Origin of the sequence: Dyella sp. OK004 (assembly GCF_900114495.1) — a bacterium.
In the GTDB taxonomy this organism is placed as follows: Bacteria; Pseudomonadota; Gammaproteobacteria; order Xanthomonadales; family Rhodanobacteraceae; genus Dyella_D.
This window is the reverse complement of record NZ_FOZI01000006.1, coordinates 1-19,287: the sequence shown is the minus strand read 5'-3', so window position 1 is coordinate 19,287 and position 19,287 is coordinate 1. Positions and strand designations below refer to the sequence as shown.

The following is a 19,287-nucleotide window of genomic DNA, read 5'->3' as shown; positions in this document are numbered from 1 at the left end:
AGACCCTCGTGAACCGCCTGCCGCTCTCGCTCTCCCTGCTTGCCGTCGCCCTGTTCGCCAGCATCGCCCTGCCCGCCAAGGACGCCGATCCGGCGCTGGCCTGGGCCTCGATCAAGGAGATCCATCAGCGCATGGATGCCGGTCAGCTCAGCAGCGAAATACTGGCCGCGCAGTTCCTTGAACGGATCAAGCAGGTCGATCAAGCAGGCCCGAGTTTGAAGGCGGTACTCGAAACCAATCCCGATGCGTTGAAGCTTGCCGCCGAACTGGATCACAAGCGCGTGGATGGTCCGTTGCACGGCATTCCGGTGTTGCTGAAAGACAACATCGACACCGGCGACCGCATGCTCACGACGGCCGGTTCACTGGCCCTTGCCGATGCACCGCCCGCGCCGCGTGATGCGGGCCTGGTCGCACGCCTGCGCAAAAGCGGCGCACTGATTCTCGGCAAGACCAACCTTAGCGAGTGGGCCAACATGCGCTCCAACCACGCCAGCAGCGGGTGGAGTGCGCGTGGCGGACAGACGCGCAATCCGTACGTGCTTGATCGCAATCCTTGCGGCTCCAGCGCGGGCTCCGGCGCTGCCGTGGCTGCCGGCCTCGCCACCGTGGCGATCGGCTCGGAAACCGACGGCTCCATCATCTGCCCGGCCGCCGCCAATGGCATTGTCGGCATCAAGCCTACGCTGGGCCTGGTCAGCCGCAGCGGCATTGTGCCGATCAGTCACAACCAGGACACCGCCGGCCCGATGGCGCGCAACGTCGCCGATGCCGCCACCGTACTCAGCGTGATCGCCGGCAGCGACCCGCGCGACCCGGCCACGCTCGAAGCCGACAAGCACGCCACCGACTACACGCGCTTCCTCGATCCGAATGGGCTCAAGGGCAAGCGCATCGGCGTCGTGCGCCAGCTAGCTGGTGCCGAGCCCAATGCCGACCGCGTACTGGAACAATCGATCGCGCTGATGAAAGCGCAAGGCGCCATCATCGTGGACCCGGTGGAGATTCCGCATTTGAAGGAGCTTGGCGATATAGAGCTCACTGTTCTGCTCTACGACCTCAAGCACGATATGCAGGCTTACCTCGCCACACGCCCCGGCTCGAAGGTGAAAACACTGGCCGACCTGATTGTGTTCAACCGGCGTGAGGCGCAACGCGAAATGCCCTGGTTCGGGCAAGAGCTGTTCGAACAGGCCGAAGCCAAGGGACCGTTGACCGACAAGGCTTACCTGGAAGCGCAGGCCAAGGCCAAGCGCCTATCCGGCCCCGAGGGCATCGACGCGGCACTGGCCAAGCAGCATCTGGATGCGCTGCTCGCGCCCTCGTGGGGACCCACCTTCGTCACCGATCTGGTGCTTGGCGATCATGTGGTCAGTGGCGACCCGACAGTAGGTGGCGCATCGCAACCAGCGGCGGTGGCCGGCTATCCGTCGATCACGGTCCCTGCGGGTTTTGCGCACGATCTGCCGGTAGGCATCGTGTTGTTCGGGGCGAAATGGAGCGAGCCGACGCTGATTTCCATCGCCTATGGCTTCGAGCAACATGTGAAGGCATGGCAGCCGCCGAAGTTTTTGGAGACGGTGGGTGGCAAGCCGGTGCCGGCTTCGCCTTGAGCGACTGGTGATGCCGTGAGGGAATGAGTATTTGCTCATCCCCCTCACCAACCTTATCCCTGACCGCCCACCGATTTGCGCACGATCAGCATCGCCAGTTCGAGCGATTGCTCGTAGTTGAGACGCGGATCCACCATCGACTTGTACGCGCGATCGAGATCGGCTTCGCTGAGGTCGCGTGCGCCACCCATGCATTCCGTGACGTCTTCGCCGGTGAGTTCGAGATGCACGCCACCAAGGCGCGTGCCGGCCGCAGCGTGGATATCGAAAGCCTGATCCAGCTCGCCGCGAATATTGTCGAAGCGGCGCGTCTTGTAACCGTTGGAGGTGCTTTCGGTATTCCCGTGCATCGGATCCGCAACCCATAGCACGCGACGCCCCTCGCGTTTCACGGCTTCAAGCAGTGATGGTAGCGCCGTGCCGATCTGGCCGTTGCCCATGCGGTGAATCAAGGTGAGGCGGCCCGGCTCATCCTGCGGGTTCAGCGCTTCGATCAACGGCAGCAGCTGGTCTGGTTTGACCGAAGGACCGACTTTGACCGCGATGGGATTGCGGATACCACGGAAGTACTCCACATGCGCGCCGTCCAATGCGGCGGTGCGCATACCGATCCACGGGAAATGCGTGGACAGGTTGAACCAGCCGCGATGGCGCGGCACCTGGCGGGTCAGCGCTTCCTCGTAATGCAGCAGCAGGGCTTCGTGCGAGGTGAAGAAATCCACGCGGGTGAAGCCTGCGATCGGGCCGGCCAGTGTTTCCATGAAGCGCAGCGAATCACCGATGCCCGCCACCATGCGGCGGTATTCGGCTGCCAACGGCGAGTGTTCCACCCAGGCCAGGTCCCAATACTCGGGATGATGCAGGTCAGCAAAACCACCATCGATCAGTGCACGCACGAAGTTCATGGTCAGCGCGGAATGCGCATGCGCCTGAATCAGTCGCTGCGGGTCGGCACGCCGCGCTTCCGGGGTGAATGCCGGACCGTTGACCACATCACCGCGGAAGCTGGGGAGTGTTACGCCATCACGCGTTTCGGTATCGGCCGAGCGCGGCTTGGCGTACTGGCCGGCGAAGCGGCCCACACGCAGCACCGGCTTCTTCAGCCCGTGCACCAGCACCAGACTCATCTGCAGCAGCACCTTGAGTCGGTTCGAAATAACCGGGCTGGTACAGTCGGCGAAACTCTCCGCGCAATCGCCGCCTTGCAGCAGGAAGCGCTGGCCCTCCTGAGCCTCGGCCAGCGCCTGTTTCAGCGCCAGCACTTCCCAGGACGTCACCAACGGGGGCAATTGGGCGAGATGCGTGGTGGCTTGGGCCAGTTCTACGCCGTTCTCGTACAACGGTTGCTGCAGAGCAACGCGCTGCTGCCAGGAGTCAGGCGTCCAGTTGGCGGATTCAACAGGTACGGAAGCGTTGACGTTCATAGTGACGGCACCCCATCGGGCCGTAAGTGTTCCCGTGGTCATCCCGACTCAGCTCCGCCGACTGGCTGCGGCGCGAATCGCCAGCACGGCCAACAGCACGAACCACAACAGGGTCCAGGCCGGCATCGGCATGCCCAGGATCGGCTCGATCTTGGCGCACTCGCCCGAACCGGTGAAGACCATCTTGAGCACCTTCGCCATCGGGAAGGCATCCATCATGTAACCGAGATTGGGGCCGCAGGAAGGCACCTGATCGGCCGGCAGGGTCTGCAACCACAAGTGGCGCGCCGCGGTAGCCATACCCGCCAGTGCACCCAGGGTGACGCCTGCCGTATAGAACCAGCGACCGCCTTTGCCGCGCGGACCATGGATCGCGCCAACGAGGAAAAACGCCGCCATAAACAGGAACGCGATGCGCTGGAAGACGCACAGCGGGCAAGGAATCATCGCGAGCACGTGCTCGGCATATAGCGCGAAGCCCAGCAGGCCCACACAGATCAGGAAGCCGACGAGGTAGGTGACTCGGTATGACCAGCGGAATGGGTTCATGGCTCAGTTGCTGCGTTGCGGAACCGGGACATTACCCGCTCGCCGGAGCGCTGTCAGCACGCGGCAGGTTGCCGCGGCCCGTTTCGAGCAAAATCGGGAAGCATTCGACCGGCCTGATCGCGACACCCCTCGATGCACCCTGAAAAAGCAAAACCCCAGCAGGTCGCCCGGCCGGGGTTTTGTATTTCAGCGAGATGGACGCTTATTCGGCGTCGACAGCCTCGACCTGCGGACGATCCACCAGCTCGACATAAGCCATCGGGGCGTTGTCGCCCGGACGGAAGCCGCACTTGAGGATGCGCAGGTAGCCGCCGGGACGCTCGCGGTAACGCGGGCCCAGCTCAACGAACAGCTTACCCACGGCCTGTTTGTCGCGCAGACGCGCGAAAGCGAGGCGGCGATTGGCAACACCATCGGTCTTGGCGAGCGTGATCAGCGGCTCGGCCACGCGACGGAGTTCCTTCGCCTTGGGCAACGTGGTACGGATCAGCTCATGCTTGATCAGCGACGCAGCCATGTTCTTGAACATCGCTTCGCGATGGCTGCTCGTGCGGTTGAGCTTGCGACCGGATTTCTGGTGGCGCATGGTAATTACTCTCTAGTCTGTTGTTATGAAAAGCCGGTCACTTTGATCCGACTTCCCGCGGTTACCCGCTATTCAAGGCTCTAAGAACGCCTTGTTATCAAGAGTGCGACCTCTATGGGCCGCATCTGCCAACCGGGGAAACGCGCTGCATTTCCACCAGGTTATTCAACGTTGAGGGCGATCGAAGCCGATCGCCCTCGGTACATCAGCCCAGCTGCATGCCGTGCGACAAGCCCGGCGGCGGCCAGTTCTCAAGCTTCATGCCGAGTGCGAGACCACGCCCGCCCAGGACATCCTTGATTTCGGTAAGCGACTTCTTGCCCAGGTTCGGGGTCTTAAGCAGCTCAACCTCGGTCTTCTGCACCAGATCGCCGATGTAGTAGATGCTCTCGGCCTTCAGGCAGTTCGCCGAACGCACGGTAAGCTCCAGATCGTCGATCGGACGCAGCAGCAGCGGGTCGAAACCGCCCTTCTCCGCCTTGTCCGTGGCGCTCTCGCGACGCGAGAAGTCACCGAACACCGACAGCTGGTCGTTGAGGATTTCGGCGGCCTTGCGAACCGCATCTTCCGCACCGATGGTGCCGTTGGTCTCGATGTCCAGCACGAGCTTGTCGAGGTTGGTGCGCTGCTCAACACGAGCCGCGTCCACTTCGTAAGCCACGCGCAGCACCGGCGCAAACGAGGCATCGAGCTGCAGGCGACCGATCGGACGAGCTTCCTCGTCCGGATGCTGACGCGAGCTGGCCGGCTGGTAGCCGACGCCGCGACGCACCTTCAGGCGCATGTTGAGCGCGATGTCCTTGGTCAGGTGGCAGATCACATGCTCGGGGTTGATGATTTCCACCGAGTGGTCGACGGCGATATCGCCGGCGGTGACCACGCCCTTGCCCTTCTTGGACAAGGTCAGGGTGACTTCATCACCCGTGTGCTGACGAATCGCCACGTCCTTGAGGTTCAGCAGGACTTCGATCACGTCCTCCTGCAGGCCTTCCAAAGTGGTGTACTCGTGAAGCACGCCATCGATCTCGACCTCGACAATGGCACTGCCGGGGATCGAAGAGAGCAGCACGCGGCGCAGCGCGTTGCCCAGGGTGTGGCCGAAACCACGCTCGAGCGGCTCCACCACCACTTTGGCGCGGTTGGATCCGAGCTGCTCGACGCTGAGGCCGCGAGGCCGCAGCACGCTAGTTGACGAAACTGCCATGCAGGGCTCCGGTAGATTACTTCGAGTAAAGCTCGACGATCAGGCTCTCATTGATATCGGACGGCAGATCACCGCGATCCGGCACCGACTTGAACGTACCCTCGAACTTCTTGGCATCGACTTCCACCCACTGCGGGCGAAGGTCCATGGTGTCGAACACGGTCGCCGCTTCCTGCACGCGCAGCTGGGTGCGGGCGCGCTCGGTCAGGGCGATCGCATCGCCCGGGCGAACCTGGTACGACGGGATGTTCACTTTCTTGCCATTGACCAGTACAGCCTTGTGGCTGACCAGCTGACGGGCCTGGGCGCGGGTGACCGCAAAACCCATGCGATAGACGACATTGTCCAGACGGCTTTCAAGCAGACGCAGCAGGTTCTCGCCGGTGTTGCCCTTGAGGGTCGACGCCTTGGCGTAGTAGTTGCTGAACTGACGCTCGAGCACACCGTAGATGCGCTTCACCTTCTGCTTTTCACGCAGCTGGTTGGCGTAATCGGACATGCGCATGCGCTTGTTGGCGCCATGCTGGCCGGGCTTGTTTTCCAGCTTGCACTTGGAGTCGATGGCGCGAGCCGGACTCTTCAGGCTGAGATCTGCACCCTCACGACGGGCGAGTTTGCAGGTAGCTCCACGATAACGGGCCATGGGTATGCTCCTTAGACTCGACGCTTCTTGGGGGGACGGCAGCCGTTATGCGGGATCGGCGTGACATCGATGATGTTGAGCACCTTGTAGCCCAGCGCGTTCAGCGAACGCACGGCGGACTCACGACCCGGACCCGGGCCCTTGATGCGCACTTCCACGGTCTTCACGCCGTAGTCGCCAGCGGCACGGCCAGCCTTTTCGGCGGCAACCTGTGCAGCGAACGGCGTGGACTTGCGCGAGCCGCGGAAACCCGCGCCGCCTGCAGTTGCCCACGACAGAGCGTTGCCCTGACGGTCGGTGATGGTGACGATGGTATTGTTGAAGGAGGCCTGCACGTGGGCCACGGCATCCGTGACAACGCGCTTGATCTTCTTCTTGGTCTTAACCGGCTTAGCCATAAGTGGAATCCGTTACTTCTTGATCGCGCGACGGGGACCCTTGCGGGTACGTGCGTTGGTACGCGTGCGCTGGCCGCGCACCGGCAGGCCACGGCGGTGGCGCAGACCGCGGTAGCAACCCAGATCCATCAGACGCTTGATGGCGATACCGACTTCACGGCGCAGGTCGCCTTCGACGACGTACTTACCGATCTCGTGGCGGAGCTTCTCCACCTCGCCTTCACTGAGGGACTTGATCTGGGTGGTGGGAACCACGCCAGCGTCCGCACAGACCTTCTTGGCCCGGCTGCGACCGATACCGAAAATGCTTTGCAGGCCAACCCAGACATGCTTCTGGACCGGCAAATTGACACCCGCGATGCGCGCCATGATGTACTTTCTCCGATGCGTTTCGTGCGCGGTAAACGCGCAATTTTAACCTGAATTATCCCAACAGGAAAGCCCTGCGGCACCTTGTGCCGCCGCTCCCCGATCTAAAGACCCATCTCCAGCGCCCCAGCAGCCATCAGTTGCGGCGGAGATTGGCCTTCTTGAGCAGACTTTCATATTGGTGACTGACCAAGTGCGCTTGCACCTGAGCAGTGAAGTCCATCACCACGACCACAACGATCAGCAGAGAGGTGCCGCCGAAGTAGAACGGTACATGCCAAGCTTTTTGCATAAACGACGGCACCAGACAGACCAGCACCAGGTACAGAGCGCCGACACCGGTCAAACGGGTCATCACACTGTCGATGTAGTCAGCCGTCGAACGGCCCGGACGAATACCCGGAATCAGGGCACCCGACCGCTTGAGGTTGTCCGCAGTTTCCTGCGAGTTGAACACGATCGCCGTGTAGAAGAAGGCGAAGGTGATCACCAGCACTGCAAAAACGATGTCGTACAGCGGCTCGCCCGGTGTCAACGCCTGAGTCAACTCCTGCAGCCAGCGCGACTGGTTGCCAGCGCTGAACCAGGTCGCCGCCGTTGCCGGGAACATCAGCAGACTCGAGGCGAAGATCGGAGGGATTACGCCCGACATGTTGATCTTCAGCGGCAGATGCGAGGTCTGGTTCATATAGGCCCGCTGCCCGCCGGAGCGTCGCGCGTAGTTCACGGTAATGCGCCGCTGAGCGCGCTCCATGAAGACCACGAACGCCGTCACCGCCAGGATCAAGCCCACCACCATGATCATCTTGATCACGCTGAGCTCGCCATTGCTTGCCATGGTCAGCGTGTGAGCCACCGCACCCGGCAAACCGGCCACGATACCCGCGAAGATCAGCAGCGAAATACCGTTACCGATACCACGCTCGGTGATCTGCTCGCCCAACCACATCAGGAACATCGTGCCGGCAGTGAGGCCGACGATCGATGCCATGACGAAACCCATGCCTGGCGTATAGACCACCGGCGCGCCACCCGCAGCCACCTGCTTTTGCAGCGCCACCGCGATACCGAACGCCTGAAATGCTGCCAGCCCCACCGTACCGAAGCGGGTATAGGTGGTCATCTTGCGACGACCCGCCTCACCTTCCTTGCGCAATGCCTGCAGGCTCGGAATGACCGACCCCATCATCTGCACCACGATCGAGGCGGAGATGTAAGGCACCACACCAAGCGCGAACACCGAGAAACGAGCCAGCGAGCCACCCGAGAACATGTTGAACATGTTCATCAAGCCACCACCCTGCTCGATCAGGCTGGTCATCGCTTCCGGGTTGACGCCCGGAACTGGAATGAAGGAACCGAGACGGAAAACGATCAACGCACCAATCACAAAGAAGATGCGCTGACGCAATTCCGTCAGCTTGCCGAGCGATCCAAGCGATGAGCCCTGGGCTGACGCCACGTGATTACTCCACGCTGCCGCCGGCAGCTTCGATAGCTGCCTTGGCGCCGGCCGTGGCCAGCAGGCCCGACAGCTTCACCGCACGGCCGATCTCGCCCTTGGCGACGACCTTGACCTTCTTGGCGCGACTATCGATCAGACCTGCCTGATGCAGCACGATCGCATCGATCACGTCCGCCTTCAGGCTGGCCAGCTGATACAAGAACACTTCCTGGCTCTCGGCCTTCTTCAGCGAGCGAAAGCCGACCTTCGGCAGACGACGCTGCAGCGGCATCTGGCCGCCCTCAAAACCGTACTTATGAGTACCGCCCGCGCGAGCGTGCTGACCCTTGTGACCGCGGCCAGCGGTCTTGCCCAGGCCCGAACCGATACCGCGACCGACGCGAAGACGCGTCTTGCGCGAGCCGGCGGCCGGCTTGATGTCGTTAAGACGCATGATGCTTACTCCTCAACCCGCACGAGGTAATAGACCGTGTTGATCAAGCCACGCACCTGCGGGCTGTCCTTCAATTCACGGACGTCGTTAAGCTTGCTCAGGCCGAGCGCCTTCACGCTCAGGCGATGACGGCTCTGCACGCCGCGCAGGCCCTTGACCAGGCGGACGCGGACGGTCTTCTCGTTATTAGCCATTGCCCAGCACCTCATCCACGGTCTTGCCGCGCTTGGCAGCGATCTGCTTCGGCGAGGCGACGGCCTGAAGGCCCTTGATGGTGGCGCGAACCAGATTGATCGGGTTACGCGAACCCACAGCCTTGGCCAGCACGTTCTTGACACCAACCACTTCGAGCACGGCACGCATGGCACCGCCGGCAATCACGCCAGTACCCTCGGAAGCGGGCTGCATGAACACGCGAGCTGCGCCATGGTTAGCCTTGATGGCGTACCACAGCGTGCCGTTATTCAGATCGATACTTACCATCTGACGGCGGGCGCGCTCCATCGCCTTGGAGATGGCAACCGGCACTTCACGCGCCTTGCCATAACCAAAACCTACACGGCCCTCGCCGTCGCCAACCACGGTCAGCGCGGTGAAGCTCATCTGACGGCCACCCTTGACGGTCTTGGCCACGCGGTTGACGGCGATCAGCTTTTCGAGCAGGCCGTCTGAATTTTCGCGATCGTTAGAAGACATGTTCTTTTCCGTATGCCCGGACTATCCGGGACTTTGCTTGCGGCTGAGCCGCTTGGAGTTGTAGGTACTACATAGTGAATCAAATACCGGCCATGCCGGCACTTGATTCCAAAGCCTTAGAACTTCAGGCCAGCTTCGCGAGCCGCATCGGCCAAAGCCTTGATGCGACCGTGGTAACGGAAACCGGAACGGTCGAATGCAACCGACTCAATACCCGCCGCCTTGGCGCGCTCGGCGACAGCCTTGCCGACAGCCGCAGCCGCCTCGAGGTTCTTTGTGCTCTTCAGACCTTCGGCGATCGACTTTTGCACGGTGGAAGCCGCAGCCACCACATTCGTACCCGAAGCGTCGAACACCTGCGCATACAGATGCTGACCCGTGCGGTGCACGGACAAACGGGCTACTGCCAGCTTGCGAATGTGGGCGCGAGTGGATTTGGCGCGGCGTAGACGTGATTCGTTCTTGTTCATCGTGTTCTCTCCAGGAAGCGGATAGGCCGATTAGGCCTTCTTGGCTTCCTTCAACGTGATCTTCTCGCCGGAATAACGCACGCCCTTGCCCTTATAGGGTTCCGGCGGACGGTAGCCACGGATCTTGGCGGCAACCTCACCCACCAACTGCTTGTCCGAACCCTTCACCAGGATCTCGGTCTGCGTGGGAGTCTCGAGGCTGATGCCTTCCGGTGCGTTGAAGACCACCGGGTGGGAGAAGCCGAGGCTCAGGTTCAGCGCCTTGCCGGACATGGATGCGCGGTAACCCACGCCGACCAGCTCCAGCTTGCGCTCATAACCGTCGGAAACACCCTTGACCATATTGGCCAGCAGCGCGCGCAGCGTACCGCCGAACTTGTCGTCAGCGCCCTCAGCCACCTGGACTGTAGCTACGCCGTTGTCGACGACCACAGAAGCGCCCGGAAGCGCATGGGTCGACAGGGTGCCCTTGGCGCCCTTCACGGTAATGCCGTTGGCATCAACCTTGAGCTCCACGCCCTTCGGCAGAGAAATCGGTTTCTTGGCAACACGGGACATCGTCGACTCCTTATGCCACTTGGCCGATGACTTCGCCGCCCAGACCCTGCTTGCGGGCCTGCGCGTCGGTCAGCAGACCGGCGGAAGTCGAAATGATCGAGATACCCAGGCCACCGAGGACCTTCGGCAGCTCGTCCTTGCCGCGATAGACGCGGAGACCGGAGCGGCTGACGCGGGAAATGCTTTCGATGGCCGGACGGCCTTCGAAATACTTGAGCTTAATCTCGAGCACCGGCTTGCCCTCCTGGGTGGAGGTCTTGGCGTCGAGGATGTAGCCCTCGTTCTTGAGAAGATCGGCAATCGCCACCTTCAGCTTCGACGACGGCATGCTTACGGCCTGCTTGCCCGTGAGCTGGGCATTGCGGATGCGCGTAAACAGATCGGCGATGGGATCAGTCATGCTCATGAAAACATCCTTCAGAGTGCACCGATATCCGATAAAACCGGAAATCAATTAGATTGTGAGCCGGCATAACCACCGACCTGCTTTGCGCAGACCGCCGACTATAGCAGCTTTTTCCAGCTTTGCGAATATCGATGCGTGTTTCGCATCGGCGGCAGCAGGTTCCCCTGCCCCCGGGACGGACAAGCCGCCGGGTCACGACCCAGCGGCTGCCTTGTACTTGGTCTTACCAGCTGGCCTTACGCAGACCCGGCACGTCACCACGCATGGTGGCTTCGCGCAACTTGTTGCGACCGAGACCGAACTTCTGGTACACGGCGCGCGGACGACCGGTCAGCGCGCAGCGCGTACGCTGACGGCTCGGGCTCGCATCACGCGGCAGCTTCTGCAGCTTGGTCTGAGCTTCCATCTTCTCCTCGTAGGAGGCCTTGGGGCTCAGCACGATAGCCTTCAGTTCGGCGCGCTTGGCGGCGTACTTCTTGACGAGCTTGGTCCGCTTGATATCGCGGTTAACCATTGAGGTCTTAGCCATGGATTCTCTCGCGTATCAGTTGCGGAACGGGAAGCTGAAAGCTTCCAGCAGCGCCTTAGCTTCTTCGTCGGTCTTGGCGGTGGTGGTGATGGAGATGTCCATGCCACGCATCGCGTCGATCGCGTCGAAGTCGATTTCAGGGAAGATGATCTGTTCTTTGATGCCGAAGTTGTAGTTACCACGGCCATCGAAGGCACGACCCGATACACCACGGAAGTCGCGCGTACGCGGCAGCGAGATGTTGATCAGGCGATCGAGGAATTCCCACATCTGAGCACGGCGCAAGGTGACCTTGCAGCCGATCGGCCAGCCGTCGCGGATCTTGAACGAGGCAACGGACACGCGCGCCTTGGTCTGGATCGGCTTCTGGCCGGAGATCTTGGCCATATCGGCCACGGCGTTCTCGAGCACTTTCTTATTGCCCGCAGCTTCGCCCACGCCCATGTTCAGCGTGATCTTGGTGATGCGGGGAACCTGCATCACGTTCTGGTAACCAAAACGCTCGGTGAGCTTTTTGATGACCTGCTCTTTATAAAATGATTCAAGGCGCGTCATGACTTGTGTTCCTTACGCGTCCACGACCTCGCCAGAACGGAACACGCGGACCTTGCGCCCATCTTCGAGCGTCTTGAAGCCCACGCGTTCACCCTTGTTCTTGGCGGGGTTGAACAGCTGCACATTAGAGATATGAATCGAAGCCTCACGCTCGACGATGCCGCCGGCCTGGTTGGCCTGAGGATTCGGCTTGGTGTGACGCTTGATCAGGTTCACGTTGGAGACGAACACGCGATCGCCATCAACGCGCAGCACGTCGCCGCGCTGACCCTTGTTTTTGCCGGTGATCACGAGGACCTGATCACCCTTGCGGATATGGTTCATGGTCTGGACTCCGCTCAGAGCACTTCGGGCGCGAGAGAGACGATCTTCATGAACTTCTCGCTGCGCAGCTCGCGGGTAACCGGCCCGAAAATACGGGTACCGATCGGCTCGAGCTTGTTGTTGAGGAGCACCGCTGCATTGCCGTCGAAACGGATCAGCGAGCCATCGGGACGACGCACGCCCTTGGCAGTACGCACCACCACGGCATTATAGACCTCGCCCTTCTTTACCTTGCCACGCGGAATGGCATCTTTCACGGTGACTTTGATCACGTCACCGATCGCGGCGTAACGACGCTTAGAGCCGCCGAGCACCTTGATGCACATCAGTTCCTTCGCGCCGCTGTTGTCCGCCGCGGAAAGCGTGCTTTGCATCTGGATCATGTCTGCACCCTCCCTTAGCCGTTGGCGCGCGTGACGATTTCGACCACGCGGTGATGTTTGGTCTTGGACAGCGGGCGGCACTCCGCGATGCGCACGAGGTCACCCTCGTTGGCGCCCACGTCGTTCTGCGCGTGCAGCTTGGTCGACCGGCGGATGATCTTGCCCAGCAGGCCGTGCTGCACCTGGCGCTCGATCAGGACGGTAACCGTCTTGTCCATCTTGTTGCTGATGACGCGGCCCTCGAGGGTACGCGTCTGCTTTTGGTTGTCGCTCATATCCGCCGTCCTTACTTCTTGCCGCCGAGCACGAACTTCGTGCGGGCGATGTCGCGCCGAACGCGGCGCAGCTGGTGCGGCTGGTTGAGCTGGCCGGTGCCCTTCTGCATGCGCAGGTTGAACTGCTCCTTGCGCAGGTCCAGCAGATGCTGCTTCAGCTCGTCGGCCGTCTTGGTAGTCAGATCATTCATGGCCATCACATCACCGCTCGGGAAACGAACTGGGTCTGCACCGACAGCTTGGCGGCGGCCAGGCGGAACGCCTCGCGTGCCGTTGCTTCGTCGACGCCCTCGATTTCATAGAGCATGCGGCCGGGCTGGATCGGAGCAACCCAGAATTCGACGCCACCCTTACCGGCGCCCATTCGGACTTCGATCGGCTTCTTGGTGATCGGCTTGTCCGGGAACACGCGGATCCACAGCTTGCCGCCGCGCTTCACGAAACGAGTGATGCAACGACGTGCGGCTTCGATCTGGCGGGCGGTCAGCGCGCCGTGAGTGGTGGCCTTGAGGCCGTACTCACCGAAGCTCACGAGGTTGGAGCTGAAAGCCAGGCCGTCGTTACGGCCCTTGAACTGCTTACGGAATTTGGTTCGCTTAGGTTGCAACATGGCAACTCTCCTTACTTCGCCGTCCGCTCGCGACGGCCTTCGCCATCACGACGCGATTCACGATCACGACGGCCCTCGCCACCTTCGCGGCGCGGCTGCGACGACTGCTCTTCCTTCGACTCCTGGCCGATCTGGGACAGGTCGAAAATCTCGCCCTTGTAGACCCACACCTTGATGCCAATGATGCCGTAGGTGGTCTTCGCTTCGGCAAAGCCGTAGTCGATGTCCGCACGAAGGGTGTGCAACGGCACGCGACCTTCGCGGCTCCACTCGGAGCGAGCAATCTCGGCGCCGTTCAGACGACCGGAAACGTTGATCTTGATACCCAGGGCACCCAGGCGCATGGCATTGCCCACAGCGCGCTTCATAGCGCGACGGAACATGATGCGGCGCTCGAGCTGCTGCGCGATCGACTCGGCAACCAGCTGCGCGTCCAGCTCGGGCTTGCGCACCTCGCTGACGTTGATGTGCGCCGGAACGCCCATCAGCTGACTGACTTCCTTGCGCAGCTTCTCGATGTCCTCGCCCTTCTTGCCGATCACCACGCCCGGACGGGCGGTGTGAATCGTCACGCGCGCGGTCTTGGCCGGACGCTCGATCAGGATCTTCGAGATGCCGGCAGCGGCCAGCTTCTTGCGCAGCATCTCACGGACCTTCAGATCGGCCGCGAGGTACTGGGCGTACTCGCCCTTATTGGCGTACCACTTCGAGTTCCAGTCCTTGGCAATGCCGAGGCGGATACCGGTGGGATGAACTTTATGACCCATCGTCTATATCCCCAGTCAGTTGCCAACGACCACAGTGATGTGGCTGGTGCGCTTCAGGATGCGCGAACCGCGGCCTTTGGCGCGGGCATACATACGCTTCATCGCCGGACCTTCGTCCACGAAAATGCTCGAGACCTTCAGCTCGTCGACGTCAGCGCCAAGATTGTTCTCGGCGTTGGCGACGGCCGACAGCAGCACCTTGCGGACAAGGTGTGCGGCCTTCTTGTTGGTGAACTGGAGCACGTCGCTGGCTCGGCCCACGGGCATGCCGCGGACCAGGTCAGCCACCAGGCGTGCCTTCTGCGCCGAGATGCGGGCGCTACGCAGGATCGCTTTGGCTTCGGTGCTCATCACTTGCCCTTCTTATCGCCGCCATGGCCCTTGAAAGTGCGGGTCACCGCGAACTCGCCGAGCTTATGCCCGACCATGTTCTCGTTGACGAGCACCGGCACGTGCTGGCGACCGTTATGGATGGCGATGGTCAATCCCACCATTTCCGGCAGGATCATGGAGCGGCGCGACCAGGTCTTGATCGGACGCTTGTTGTTAGTGGAAACCGCAGCTTCCACCTTCTTTACGAGGTGAAGGTCGACGAAGGGACCTTTCTTCAGAGAACGCGGCATGACGGCTTCCTGTTACTTGCGACGACGCACGATGAACTGCTGCGTGCGCTTGTTGTTACGGGTCTTGTAGCCCTTGGCCGGCGTGCCCCATGGGCTGACCGGATGACGGCCGCCGGAGGTCTTGCCTTCACCACCGCCGTGCGGATGGTCGACCGGGTTCATCGCCACACCGCGAACGGTCGGACGAATACCCTGCCAACGCTTGGCGCCCGCCTTGCCGAGCTTCTTCAGACTGTGTTCGCTATTGCCCACTTCACCGATGGTGGCGCGGCAATCGATCGGCACACGACGCATTTCGCCGGAGCGCAAACGCAACGTGGCGTAGCCGGATTCGCGAGCCACCAACTGAACCGAGGCACCAGCGCTGCGAGCGATCTGCGCGCCCTTGCCGGGCTTCATCTCGATGCAATGCACGGTGGAGCCGACCGGAATGCTCCGCAACGGCAGGCTGTTGCCAGCCTTGATCGGTGCATCAGTACCCGAGACCAAGCGGTCGCCAGCCTGCACGCCCTTCGGCGCGATGATGTAACGACGCTCGCCATCGGCGTAGCACAACAGCGCGATATGCGCAGTGCGGTTCGGATCGTACTCAATGCGCTCGACGCGGGCGGCGATGCCTTCCTTGTCACGCTTAAAGTCAATGATGCGGTAACGCTGTTTGTGACCGCCGCCCTGATGACGAACGGTAATGCGACCGTAGTGGTTACGACCGCCCGTCTTGGTCTTTGCCTCGGTCAACGCCGCGTACGGCGCGCCCTTGTGCAGACCCGGCGTATGCACGCTTACTGCGTCGCGGCGCCCGGGGGAGGTCGGCTTGTGAGTGATCAGTGCCATCTCAATTCAACTCCTGGCTCAGGCCTTGACCGACACGTCGATGGTTTGACCATCGGCAAGTCGCACATAGGCCTTGCGCTTGCCCTGGCGGCTGCCAGCGCGGAAACGGAAGGACTTGACCTTGCCCTTGGCATTGACGAGGTTCACCTGCTCGACCTTGACGTCGAACATCTTCTCCACCGCTGCGCGGACATCGGCCTTGGTTGCCTCGGGGGCAACCACGAATACGTACTGGTTCTTCTCGGCCAGGCGCGCGGCCTTTTCCGAGATGTGCGGCGCACGCAGCGTATTCAGAATGCGTTCGTTGCTCATGCCAGCCACTCCTCGATCTTCTTCACCGCATCGACGGTCATGACGATGTGGTCCGAACCGACCAGGCTGACCGGATTCAGTGCCAGCACGTCCACGACGTGGATGTACGGGATATTGCGTGCGGCCAGGAAGGTTGCCTCGTTGGCATCTTCCGATACCAGCAGCACGCGACCCGACACCTGCAGCTCAGCCAGCTTGGCGACCATCGCCTTGGTCTTCGGGGAGTCGATGCCGAAGCTCTCGACAACCTTCAGGCGGTCCTGACGGATCAGCTCCGAAAGGATCGAGCGAATGGCAACGCGATACGACTTGCGGTTGACCTTCTGCTCATAGCTGCGCGGCTTGGCAGCAAACGTACGGCCACCACCGACGAAAATCGGTGCGCGGTAATCGCCGTGACGAGCGCCGCCGCCCTTCTGCTTCTTGAATTTCTTGGTGGTACCGGACATCTCGCCGCGCGAAAGCTGCGACTGGGTACCGGCACGACCGCCTGCCTGATAGGCAACAACAACCTGGTGAATTAGGGCCTGCTTGAGCTCACCACCGAACACTTCGTCCGACACGTTGAGCGGCTTGGCGCCAATGACATTAAGTTCCATGGCGTTCTCCTCAACCCTTGGTCGTCGGACGGATGACTACGTCGCCACCGGTTGCACCCGGTACCGCGCCCTTCACCGCGATCAGATGACGCTCGGCGTCAACCTTGACCACTTCCAGACCCTGCTGCGTGCGGTTCACCGCACCCATGTGGCCGGACATCTTCTTGCCGGGGAACACACGACCCGGAGTCTGACGCTGACCGATAGAACCCGGTGAGCGATGCGACAGCGAGTTACCGTGGGTAGCGTCACCCATCGTGAAGTTGTGGCGCTTGATCGTGCCCTGGAAGCCCTTACCCTTCGACACGCCGGCGACGTCAACAATCTGACCCACCTGGAACACGTCGTCAGCCTTGATCTCGGCGCCCACGCTGTACTTGCCGAGGTCTTCGGCAGACACGCGGAACTCCCACAGACCACGACCCGGCTCAACCTTCGCCTTGGCGTAGTGCCCCTTCAGCGGCTGGGTCAGCAGGCTGGCGCGCTTGACGCCCGCCGCGACCTGCACAGCGCTGTAACCATCATTATCTTCCGTCTTCAACTGGGTAACGCGATTCGGGGTGGCTTCAATCAGCGTCACCGGAATCGAGCGTCCATCTTCAGTGAAGAGTCGGCTCATGCCGCATTTGCGGCCAACCAGTCCGATACTCATCTTCGTATCCTGTCTATCGCTCAACCGAGCTTGATCTGAACGTCAACGCCAGCGGCGAGATCAAGCTTCATGAGCGCGTCCACGGTCTTGTCGTTGGGGTCAACGATATCGAGCACACGCTTGTGAGTACGGGTTTCGTACTGGTCGCGGGCATCTTTGTCGACGTGCGGCGACACCAGAATGGTGTAGCGCTCGATCTTGGTCGGGAGCGGAATCGGACCGAGAACCGTAGCGCCGGTGCGCTTGGCCGTCTCGACGATTTCGCTGGCCGAACGGTCGATCAGACGATGATCGAACGCCTTGAGCCGAATGCGAATCTTTTGGTTCGCCATAACCGTGTCCTGTTATCTAAAGAACAAAACTGTGAATCGAGGTGGCTTCTCACCGCCTCGCACAACCCATTTCTACTACTTGGCACCACTTGGACCAGGGAGCACCGGGCAATAACTCGCCACTAGAGCCTGACCCTAAAAGACCGGGCAGACCGACGGTATCGGCCTGCCCAGACGAAAAAGTATAAAACGCGTAAATGCAAAGATCAACAGAGCTTACGCCCCGCCTTTCATGCAATCCCGCCACCATCCATGTGAGCGAACTCGAAGCACGTCCTGCGCCTCATTTCGCGGTAGGTTGCCTAGCAACTCGGCCAAGCAACAGGGTTAACTTTTCGACTATAGCCTAGCGACGAGAAAAAGGGAAGTCTTTTGAGAAAAAATTCTCAGACCGACATCGCTATCCTGATCTGGCAAAAACAAAGGGCGGAAGCTCGCGCTCCCGCCCTTGTCTTTATCCAGCTTTCGCACCCCGAAGGGCCGCTATTTACTTGATGACCTTGGAGACCACACCGGCGCCGACGGTACGACCGCCCTCGCGGATCGCGAAGCGCAGACCTTCGTCCATCGCGATCGGGTGGATCAGGACTGCCTTGATCTTAATGTTGTCGCCCGGCATCACCATCTCCACGCCCTCAGGCAGTTCGATGGCACCCGTCACGTCCGTGGTACGGAAGTAGAACTGCGGACGGTAGCCCTTGAAGAACGGCGTGTGACGACCACCCTCGTCCTTCGACAGCACGTAGATCTCGCCTTCAAACTCGGTGTGCGGGGTGATCGAACCCGGCTTGGCCAGCACCTGGCCACGCTCCACGTCGTCACGCTTCAGACCGCGCAGCAGCAGACCGGCGTTGTCGCCCGCCTGGCCCTGATCCAGCAGCTTGCGGAACATTTCCACGCCGGTCACGGTGGTCTTCTGGGTCGGACGGATACCGACCACTTCGATTTCGTCACCGACCTTGATGATGCCGCGCTCGATACGACCAGTCACCACGGTACCGCGGCCCGAGATCGAGAACACGTCTTCCACCGGCATCAGGAACGGCTTGTCGATCGCACGCTCCGGCTGCGGAATGTAGCTGTCCAGCGCTTCCACCAGCTTGATGATCGCCGGCACGCCAATCTCCGACTGGTCGCCTTCCAGCGCCAGACGGGCCGAGCCGTGGATGATCGGGGTGTCGTCGCCCGGGAACTCGTACTTCGACAGCAGCTCGCGCACTTCCATCTCAACCAGCTCGAGCAGCTCGGCGTCGTCCACCATGTCGGCCTTGTTCAGGAACACGACGATGTACGGCACGCCCACCTGGCGCGACAGCAGGATGTGTTCGCGGGTCTGCGGCATCGGGCCGTCAGCGGCCGAGCACACCAGGATCGCACCGTCCATCTGCGCCGCACCCGTGATCATGTTCTTCACGTAGTCGGCGTGGCCCGGGCAGTCCACGTGGGCGTAGTGGCGGTTCGGCGATTCGTATTCGACGTGCGCGGTCGAGATCGTGATGCCACGGGCCTTCTCTTCCGGCGCCGCATCAATCGCGTCATATGCCTTGAACTCGCCACCAAAACGCTCTGCACCCACCTTCGTCAGCGCGGCCGTCAGCGTCGTCTTGCCGTGGTCCACGTGACCGATCGTGCCGACGTTGACGTGCGGCTTCGTGCGCTCGAATTTACCCTTTGCCAT

31 protein-coding genes are annotated in these 19,287 nt (G+C 61.4%); 1 reads left to right on the top strand and 30 read right to left on the bottom strand.

All coding sequences use genetic code 11. The features are described 5' to 3' along the window. The first annotated feature begins 8 nt into the window (after positions 1 to 8). A complete protein-coding gene (locus BM338_RS20145; RefSeq protein WP_090454278.1) occupies positions 9 to 1,613 on the top strand; it encodes an amidase in 1,605 nt (534 codons plus the stop codon). Positions 1,614 to 1,666: 53 nt separating this feature from the next. Here the strand turns inward: BM338_RS20145 and BM338_RS20140 are convergent, their stop codons facing one another. The 30 genes from BM338_RS20140 to tuf all read right to left on the bottom strand — a co-directional run bounded on the left by BM338_RS20140 (position 1,667) and on the right by tuf (position 19,287). Next, entirely contained in the window at positions 1,667 to 3,037 is a 1,371-nt protein-coding gene (locus tag BM338_RS20140; RefSeq protein WP_090454276.1) for a class II 3-deoxy-7-phosphoheptulonate synthase, read from the bottom strand. Positions 3,038 to 3,085: 48 nt separating this feature from the next. Further along, entirely contained in the window at positions 3,086 to 3,586 is a 501-nt protein-coding gene (locus BM338_RS20135; protein WP_090454274.1) for a disulfide bond formation protein B, read from the bottom strand. A 202-nt stretch (positions 3,587 to 3,788) separates the two neighbouring features. Next, complete coding sequence (gene rplQ / locus BM338_RS20130) at positions 3,789 to 4,172, bottom strand: 50S ribosomal protein L17 (protein WP_090454272.1); 384 nt, start codon at positions 4,170 to 4,172, stop codon at positions 3,789 to 3,791. Between the two features lie 205 nt (positions 4,173 to 4,377). Further along, positions 4,378 to 5,376 carry a DNA-directed RNA polymerase subunit alpha gene (rpoA, locus tag BM338_RS20125; protein WP_090454270.1) on the bottom strand — a complete coding sequence of 333 codons (999 nt, stop codon included), beginning with the start codon at positions 5,374 to 5,376 and terminating at the stop codon, positions 4,378 to 4,380. 16 nt (positions 5,377 to 5,392) lie between these two features. Next, the gene (rpsD, locus tag BM338_RS20120) at positions 5,393 to 6,019 is read right to left on the bottom strand and encodes a 30S ribosomal protein S4 (protein ID WP_090454268.1); all 627 of its coding nucleotides are present in this window, start codon (positions 6,017 to 6,019) and stop codon (positions 5,393 to 5,395) included. Positions 6,020 to 6,030: 11 nt separating this feature from the next. Then, complete coding sequence (rpsK, locus tag BM338_RS20115; protein ID WP_007513384.1) at positions 6,031 to 6,417, bottom strand: 30S ribosomal protein S11; 387 nt, start codon at positions 6,415 to 6,417, stop codon at positions 6,031 to 6,033. A gap of 12 nt (positions 6,418 to 6,429) precedes the next feature. Next, positions 6,430 to 6,786 (bottom strand): 30S ribosomal protein S13, encoded by a 357-nt coding sequence (rpsM, locus tag BM338_RS20110; RefSeq protein WP_090454266.1) that lies wholly within the window; start codon positions 6,784 to 6,786, stop codon positions 6,430 to 6,432. A 136-nt stretch (positions 6,787 to 6,922) separates the two neighbouring features. Beyond that, positions 6,923 to 8,248: a preprotein translocase subunit SecY gene (gene secY / locus BM338_RS20105; RefSeq protein WP_090454264.1), complete on the bottom strand. Its 1,326-nt coding sequence runs from the start codon at positions 8,246 to 8,248 to the stop codon at positions 6,923 to 6,925. Positions 8,249 to 8,252: 4 nt separating this feature from the next. Then, the gene (gene rplO, locus BM338_RS20100) at positions 8,253 to 8,684 is read right to left on the bottom strand and encodes a 50S ribosomal protein L15 (RefSeq protein WP_090454262.1); all 432 of its coding nucleotides are present in this window, start codon (positions 8,682 to 8,684) and stop codon (positions 8,253 to 8,255) included. 5 nt (positions 8,685 to 8,689) lie between these two features. After that, the gene (gene rpmD, locus BM338_RS20095; protein WP_090454260.1) at positions 8,690 to 8,878 is read right to left on the bottom strand and encodes a 50S ribosomal protein L30; all 189 of its coding nucleotides are present in this window, start codon (positions 8,876 to 8,878) and stop codon (positions 8,690 to 8,692) included. Then, a complete protein-coding gene (gene rpsE / locus BM338_RS20090) occupies positions 8,871 to 9,380 on the bottom strand; it encodes a 30S ribosomal protein S5 (RefSeq protein WP_090454258.1) in 510 nt (169 codons plus the stop codon). The genes rpmD and rpsE overlap by 8 nt, the downstream gene beginning before the upstream one ends. Before the next feature lie 116 nt (positions 9,381 to 9,496). Then, positions 9,497 to 9,850: a 50S ribosomal protein L18 gene (rplR, locus tag BM338_RS20085; RefSeq protein ID WP_090454256.1), complete on the bottom strand. Its 354-nt coding sequence runs from the start codon at positions 9,848 to 9,850 to the stop codon at positions 9,497 to 9,499. A 30-nt stretch (positions 9,851 to 9,880) separates the two neighbouring features. Continuing rightward, positions 9,881 to 10,408 carry a 50S ribosomal protein L6 gene (gene rplF / locus BM338_RS20080; RefSeq protein ID WP_090454254.1) on the bottom strand — a complete coding sequence of 176 codons (528 nt, stop codon included), beginning with the start codon at positions 10,406 to 10,408 and terminating at the stop codon, positions 9,881 to 9,883. A gap of 10 nt (positions 10,409 to 10,418) precedes the next feature. After that, positions 10,419 to 10,814, bottom strand: coding sequence for a 30S ribosomal protein S8 (rpsH, locus tag BM338_RS20075; protein ID WP_090454252.1), 396 nt, complete (start codon positions 10,812 to 10,814; stop codon positions 10,419 to 10,421). A 223-nt stretch (positions 10,815 to 11,037) separates the two neighbouring features. Continuing rightward, a complete protein-coding gene (gene rpsN, locus BM338_RS20070; protein WP_090454250.1) occupies positions 11,038 to 11,343 on the bottom strand; it encodes a 30S ribosomal protein S14 in 306 nt (101 codons plus the stop codon). A 15-nt stretch (positions 11,344 to 11,358) separates the two neighbouring features. Continuing rightward, positions 11,359 to 11,898, bottom strand: a complete 540-nt coding sequence (gene rplE, locus BM338_RS20065; protein ID WP_090454248.1) for a 50S ribosomal protein L5 — start codon at positions 11,896 to 11,898, stop codon at positions 11,359 to 11,361. A 12-nt stretch (positions 11,899 to 11,910) separates the two neighbouring features. Next, entirely contained in the window at positions 11,911 to 12,222 is a 312-nt protein-coding gene (gene rplX / locus BM338_RS20060; RefSeq protein ID WP_090454246.1) for a 50S ribosomal protein L24, read from the bottom strand. A gap of 14 nt (positions 12,223 to 12,236) precedes the next feature. Continuing rightward, a complete protein-coding gene (gene rplN, locus BM338_RS20055) occupies positions 12,237 to 12,605 on the bottom strand; it encodes a 50S ribosomal protein L14 (protein ID WP_007513359.1) in 369 nt (122 codons plus the stop codon). A gap of 14 nt (positions 12,606 to 12,619) precedes the next feature. Continuing rightward, a complete protein-coding gene (rpsQ, locus tag BM338_RS20050; RefSeq protein ID WP_090454244.1) occupies positions 12,620 to 12,880 on the bottom strand; it encodes a 30S ribosomal protein S17 in 261 nt (86 codons plus the stop codon). Positions 12,881 to 12,891: 11 nt separating this feature from the next. Then, positions 12,892 to 13,077: a 50S ribosomal protein L29 gene (rpmC, locus tag BM338_RS20045; RefSeq protein ID WP_090454242.1), complete on the bottom strand. Its 186-nt coding sequence runs from the start codon at positions 13,075 to 13,077 to the stop codon at positions 12,892 to 12,894. Further along, positions 13,077 to 13,490, bottom strand: coding sequence for a 50S ribosomal protein L16 (gene rplP / locus BM338_RS20040; protein ID WP_090454240.1), 414 nt, complete (start codon positions 13,488 to 13,490; stop codon positions 13,077 to 13,079). Before rplP ends, rpmC begins: the two co-directional genes overlap by 1 nt. Before the next feature lie 11 nt (positions 13,491 to 13,501). Beyond that, on the bottom strand, positions 13,502 to 14,257 hold the full coding sequence (gene rpsC / locus BM338_RS20035) for a 30S ribosomal protein S3 (RefSeq protein WP_090454237.1): 756 nt from the start codon (positions 14,255 to 14,257) through the stop codon (positions 13,502 to 13,504). 15 nt (positions 14,258 to 14,272) lie between these two features. Then, positions 14,273 to 14,608 carry a 50S ribosomal protein L22 gene (gene rplV, locus BM338_RS20030; RefSeq protein ID WP_090454235.1) on the bottom strand — a complete coding sequence of 112 codons (336 nt, stop codon included), beginning with the start codon at positions 14,606 to 14,608 and terminating at the stop codon, positions 14,273 to 14,275. Further along, entirely contained in the window at positions 14,608 to 14,880 is a 273-nt protein-coding gene (rpsS, locus tag BM338_RS20025; protein WP_026635835.1) for a 30S ribosomal protein S19, read from the bottom strand. The genes rplV and rpsS overlap by 1 nt, the downstream gene beginning before the upstream one ends. Positions 14,881 to 14,892: 12 nt before the next feature. Beyond that, positions 14,893 to 15,714: a 50S ribosomal protein L2 gene (gene rplB / locus BM338_RS20020; RefSeq protein WP_090454233.1), complete on the bottom strand. Its 822-nt coding sequence runs from the start codon at positions 15,712 to 15,714 to the stop codon at positions 14,893 to 14,895. Positions 15,715 to 15,732: 18 nt separating this feature from the next. After that, positions 15,733 to 16,026 (bottom strand): 50S ribosomal protein L23, encoded by a 294-nt coding sequence (gene rplW / locus BM338_RS20015; RefSeq protein WP_090454231.1) that lies wholly within the window; start codon positions 16,024 to 16,026, stop codon positions 15,733 to 15,735. Further along, positions 16,023 to 16,625: a 50S ribosomal protein L4 gene (gene rplD, locus BM338_RS20010; RefSeq protein ID WP_090454229.1), complete on the bottom strand. Its 603-nt coding sequence runs from the start codon at positions 16,623 to 16,625 to the stop codon at positions 16,023 to 16,025. The genes rplW and rplD overlap by 4 nt, the downstream gene beginning before the upstream one ends. Before the next feature lie 10 nt (positions 16,626 to 16,635). After that, entirely contained in the window at positions 16,636 to 17,277 is a 642-nt protein-coding gene (rplC, locus tag BM338_RS20005; RefSeq protein WP_090454227.1) for a 50S ribosomal protein L3, read from the bottom strand. Positions 17,278 to 17,297: 20 nt separating this feature from the next. After that, positions 17,298 to 17,609 carry a 30S ribosomal protein S10 gene (gene rpsJ, locus BM338_RS20000; RefSeq protein ID WP_014402136.1) on the bottom strand — a complete coding sequence of 104 codons (312 nt, stop codon included), beginning with the start codon at positions 17,607 to 17,609 and terminating at the stop codon, positions 17,298 to 17,300. Between the two features lie 487 nt (positions 17,610 to 18,096). Continuing rightward, positions 18,097 to 19,287, bottom strand: coding sequence for an elongation factor Tu (tuf, locus tag BM338_RS19995; protein ID WP_090448751.1), 1,191 nt, complete (start codon positions 19,285 to 19,287; stop codon positions 18,097 to 18,099).

What these genes read in the sequence shown, in the direction of transcription:
- BM338_RS20140 (WP_090454276.1), bottom strand. Translation starts at nt 3,037, where the DNA reads ATGAACGTCAACGCTTCCGTACCTGTTGAATCCGCCAACTGGACGCCT.
- BM338_RS20135 (WP_090454274.1), bottom strand. Translation starts at nt 3,586, where the DNA reads ATGAACCCATTCCGCTGGTCATACCGAGTCACCTACCTCGTCGGCTTC.
- rplQ (WP_090454272.1), bottom strand. Translation starts at nt 4,172, where the DNA reads ATGCGCCACCAGAAATCCGGTCGCAAGCTCAACCGCACGAGCAGCCAT.
- rpoA (WP_090454270.1), bottom strand. Translation starts at nt 5,376, where the DNA reads ATGGCAGTTTCGTCAACTAGCGTGCTGCGGCCTCGCGGCCTCAGCGTC.
- rpsD (WP_090454268.1), bottom strand. Translation starts at nt 6,019, where the DNA reads ATGGCCCGTTATCGTGGAGCTACCTGCAAACTCGCCCGTCGTGAGGGT.
- rpsK (WP_007513384.1), bottom strand. Translation starts at nt 6,417, where the DNA reads ATGGCTAAGCCGGTTAAGACCAAGAAGAAGATCAAGCGCGTTGTCACG.
- rpsM (WP_090454266.1), bottom strand. Translation starts at nt 6,786, where the DNA reads ATGGCGCGCATCGCGGGTGTCAATTTGCCGGTCCAGAAGCATGTCTGG.
- rplO (WP_090454262.1), bottom strand. Translation starts at nt 8,684, where the DNA reads ATGCGTCTTAACGACATCAAGCCGGCCGCCGGCTCGCGCAAGACGCGT.
- rpmD (WP_090454260.1), bottom strand. Translation starts at nt 8,878, where the DNA reads ATGGCTAATAACGAGAAGACCGTCCGCGTCCGCCTGGTCAAGGGCCTG.
- rpsE (WP_090454258.1), bottom strand. Translation starts at nt 9,380, where the DNA reads ATGTCTTCTAACGATCGCGAAAATTCAGACGGCCTGCTCGAAAAGCTG.
- rplR (WP_090454256.1), bottom strand. Translation starts at nt 9,850, where the DNA reads ATGAACAAGAACGAATCACGTCTACGCCGCGCCAAATCCACTCGCGCC.
- rplF (WP_090454254.1), bottom strand. Translation starts at nt 10,408, where the DNA reads ATGTCCCGTGTTGCCAAGAAACCGATTTCTCTGCCGAAGGGCGTGGAG.
- rpsH (WP_090454252.1), bottom strand. Translation starts at nt 10,814, where the DNA reads ATGAGCATGACTGATCCCATCGCCGATCTGTTTACGCGCATCCGCAAT.
- rpsN (WP_090454250.1), bottom strand. Translation starts at nt 11,343, where the DNA reads ATGGCTAAGACCTCAATGGTTAACCGCGATATCAAGCGGACCAAGCTC.
- rplE (WP_090454248.1), bottom strand. Translation starts at nt 11,898, where the DNA reads ATGACGCGCCTTGAATCATTTTATAAAGAGCAGGTCATCAAAAAGCTC.
- rplX (WP_090454246.1), bottom strand. Translation starts at nt 12,222, where the DNA reads ATGAACCATATCCGCAAGGGTGATCAGGTCCTCGTGATCACCGGCAAA.
- rplN (WP_007513359.1), bottom strand. Translation starts at nt 12,605, where the DNA reads ATGATCCAGATGCAAAGCACGCTTTCCGCGGCGGACAACAGCGGCGCG.
- rpsQ (WP_090454244.1), bottom strand. Translation starts at nt 12,880, where the DNA reads ATGAGCGACAACCAAAAGCAGACGCGTACCCTCGAGGGCCGCGTCATC.
- rpmC (WP_090454242.1), bottom strand. Translation starts at nt 13,077, where the DNA reads ATGGCCATGAATGATCTGACTACCAAGACGGCCGACGAGCTGAAGCAG.
- rplP (WP_090454240.1), bottom strand. Translation starts at nt 13,490, where the DNA reads ATGTTGCAACCTAAGCGAACCAAATTCCGTAAGCAGTTCAAGGGCCGT.
- rpsC (WP_090454237.1), bottom strand. Translation starts at nt 14,257, where the DNA reads ATGGGTCATAAAGTTCATCCCACCGGTATCCGCCTCGGCATTGCCAAG.
- rplV (WP_090454235.1), bottom strand. Translation starts at nt 14,608, where the DNA reads ATGAGCACCGAAGCCAAAGCGATCCTGCGTAGCGCCCGCATCTCGGCG.
- rpsS (WP_026635835.1), bottom strand. Translation starts at nt 14,880, where the DNA reads ATGCCGCGTTCTCTGAAGAAAGGTCCCTTCGTCGACCTTCACCTCGTA.
- rplB (WP_090454233.1), bottom strand. Translation starts at nt 15,714, where the DNA reads ATGGCACTGATCACTCACAAGCCGACCTCCCCCGGGCGCCGCGACGCA.
- rplW (WP_090454231.1), bottom strand. Translation starts at nt 16,026, where the DNA reads ATGAGCAACGAACGCATTCTGAATACGCTGCGTGCGCCGCACATCTCG.
- rplD (WP_090454229.1), bottom strand. Translation starts at nt 16,625, where the DNA reads ATGGAACTTAATGTCATTGGCGCCAAGCCGCTCAACGTGTCGGACGAA.
- rplC (WP_090454227.1), bottom strand. Translation starts at nt 17,277, where the DNA reads ATGAGTATCGGACTGGTTGGCCGCAAATGCGGCATGAGCCGACTCTTC.
- rpsJ (WP_014402136.1), bottom strand. Translation starts at nt 17,609, where the DNA reads ATGGCGAACCAAAAGATTCGCATTCGGCTCAAGGCGTTCGATCATCGT.
- tuf (WP_090448751.1), bottom strand. Translation starts at nt 19,287, where the DNA reads ATGGCAAAGGGTAAATTCGAGCGCACGAAGCCGCACGTCAACGTCGGC.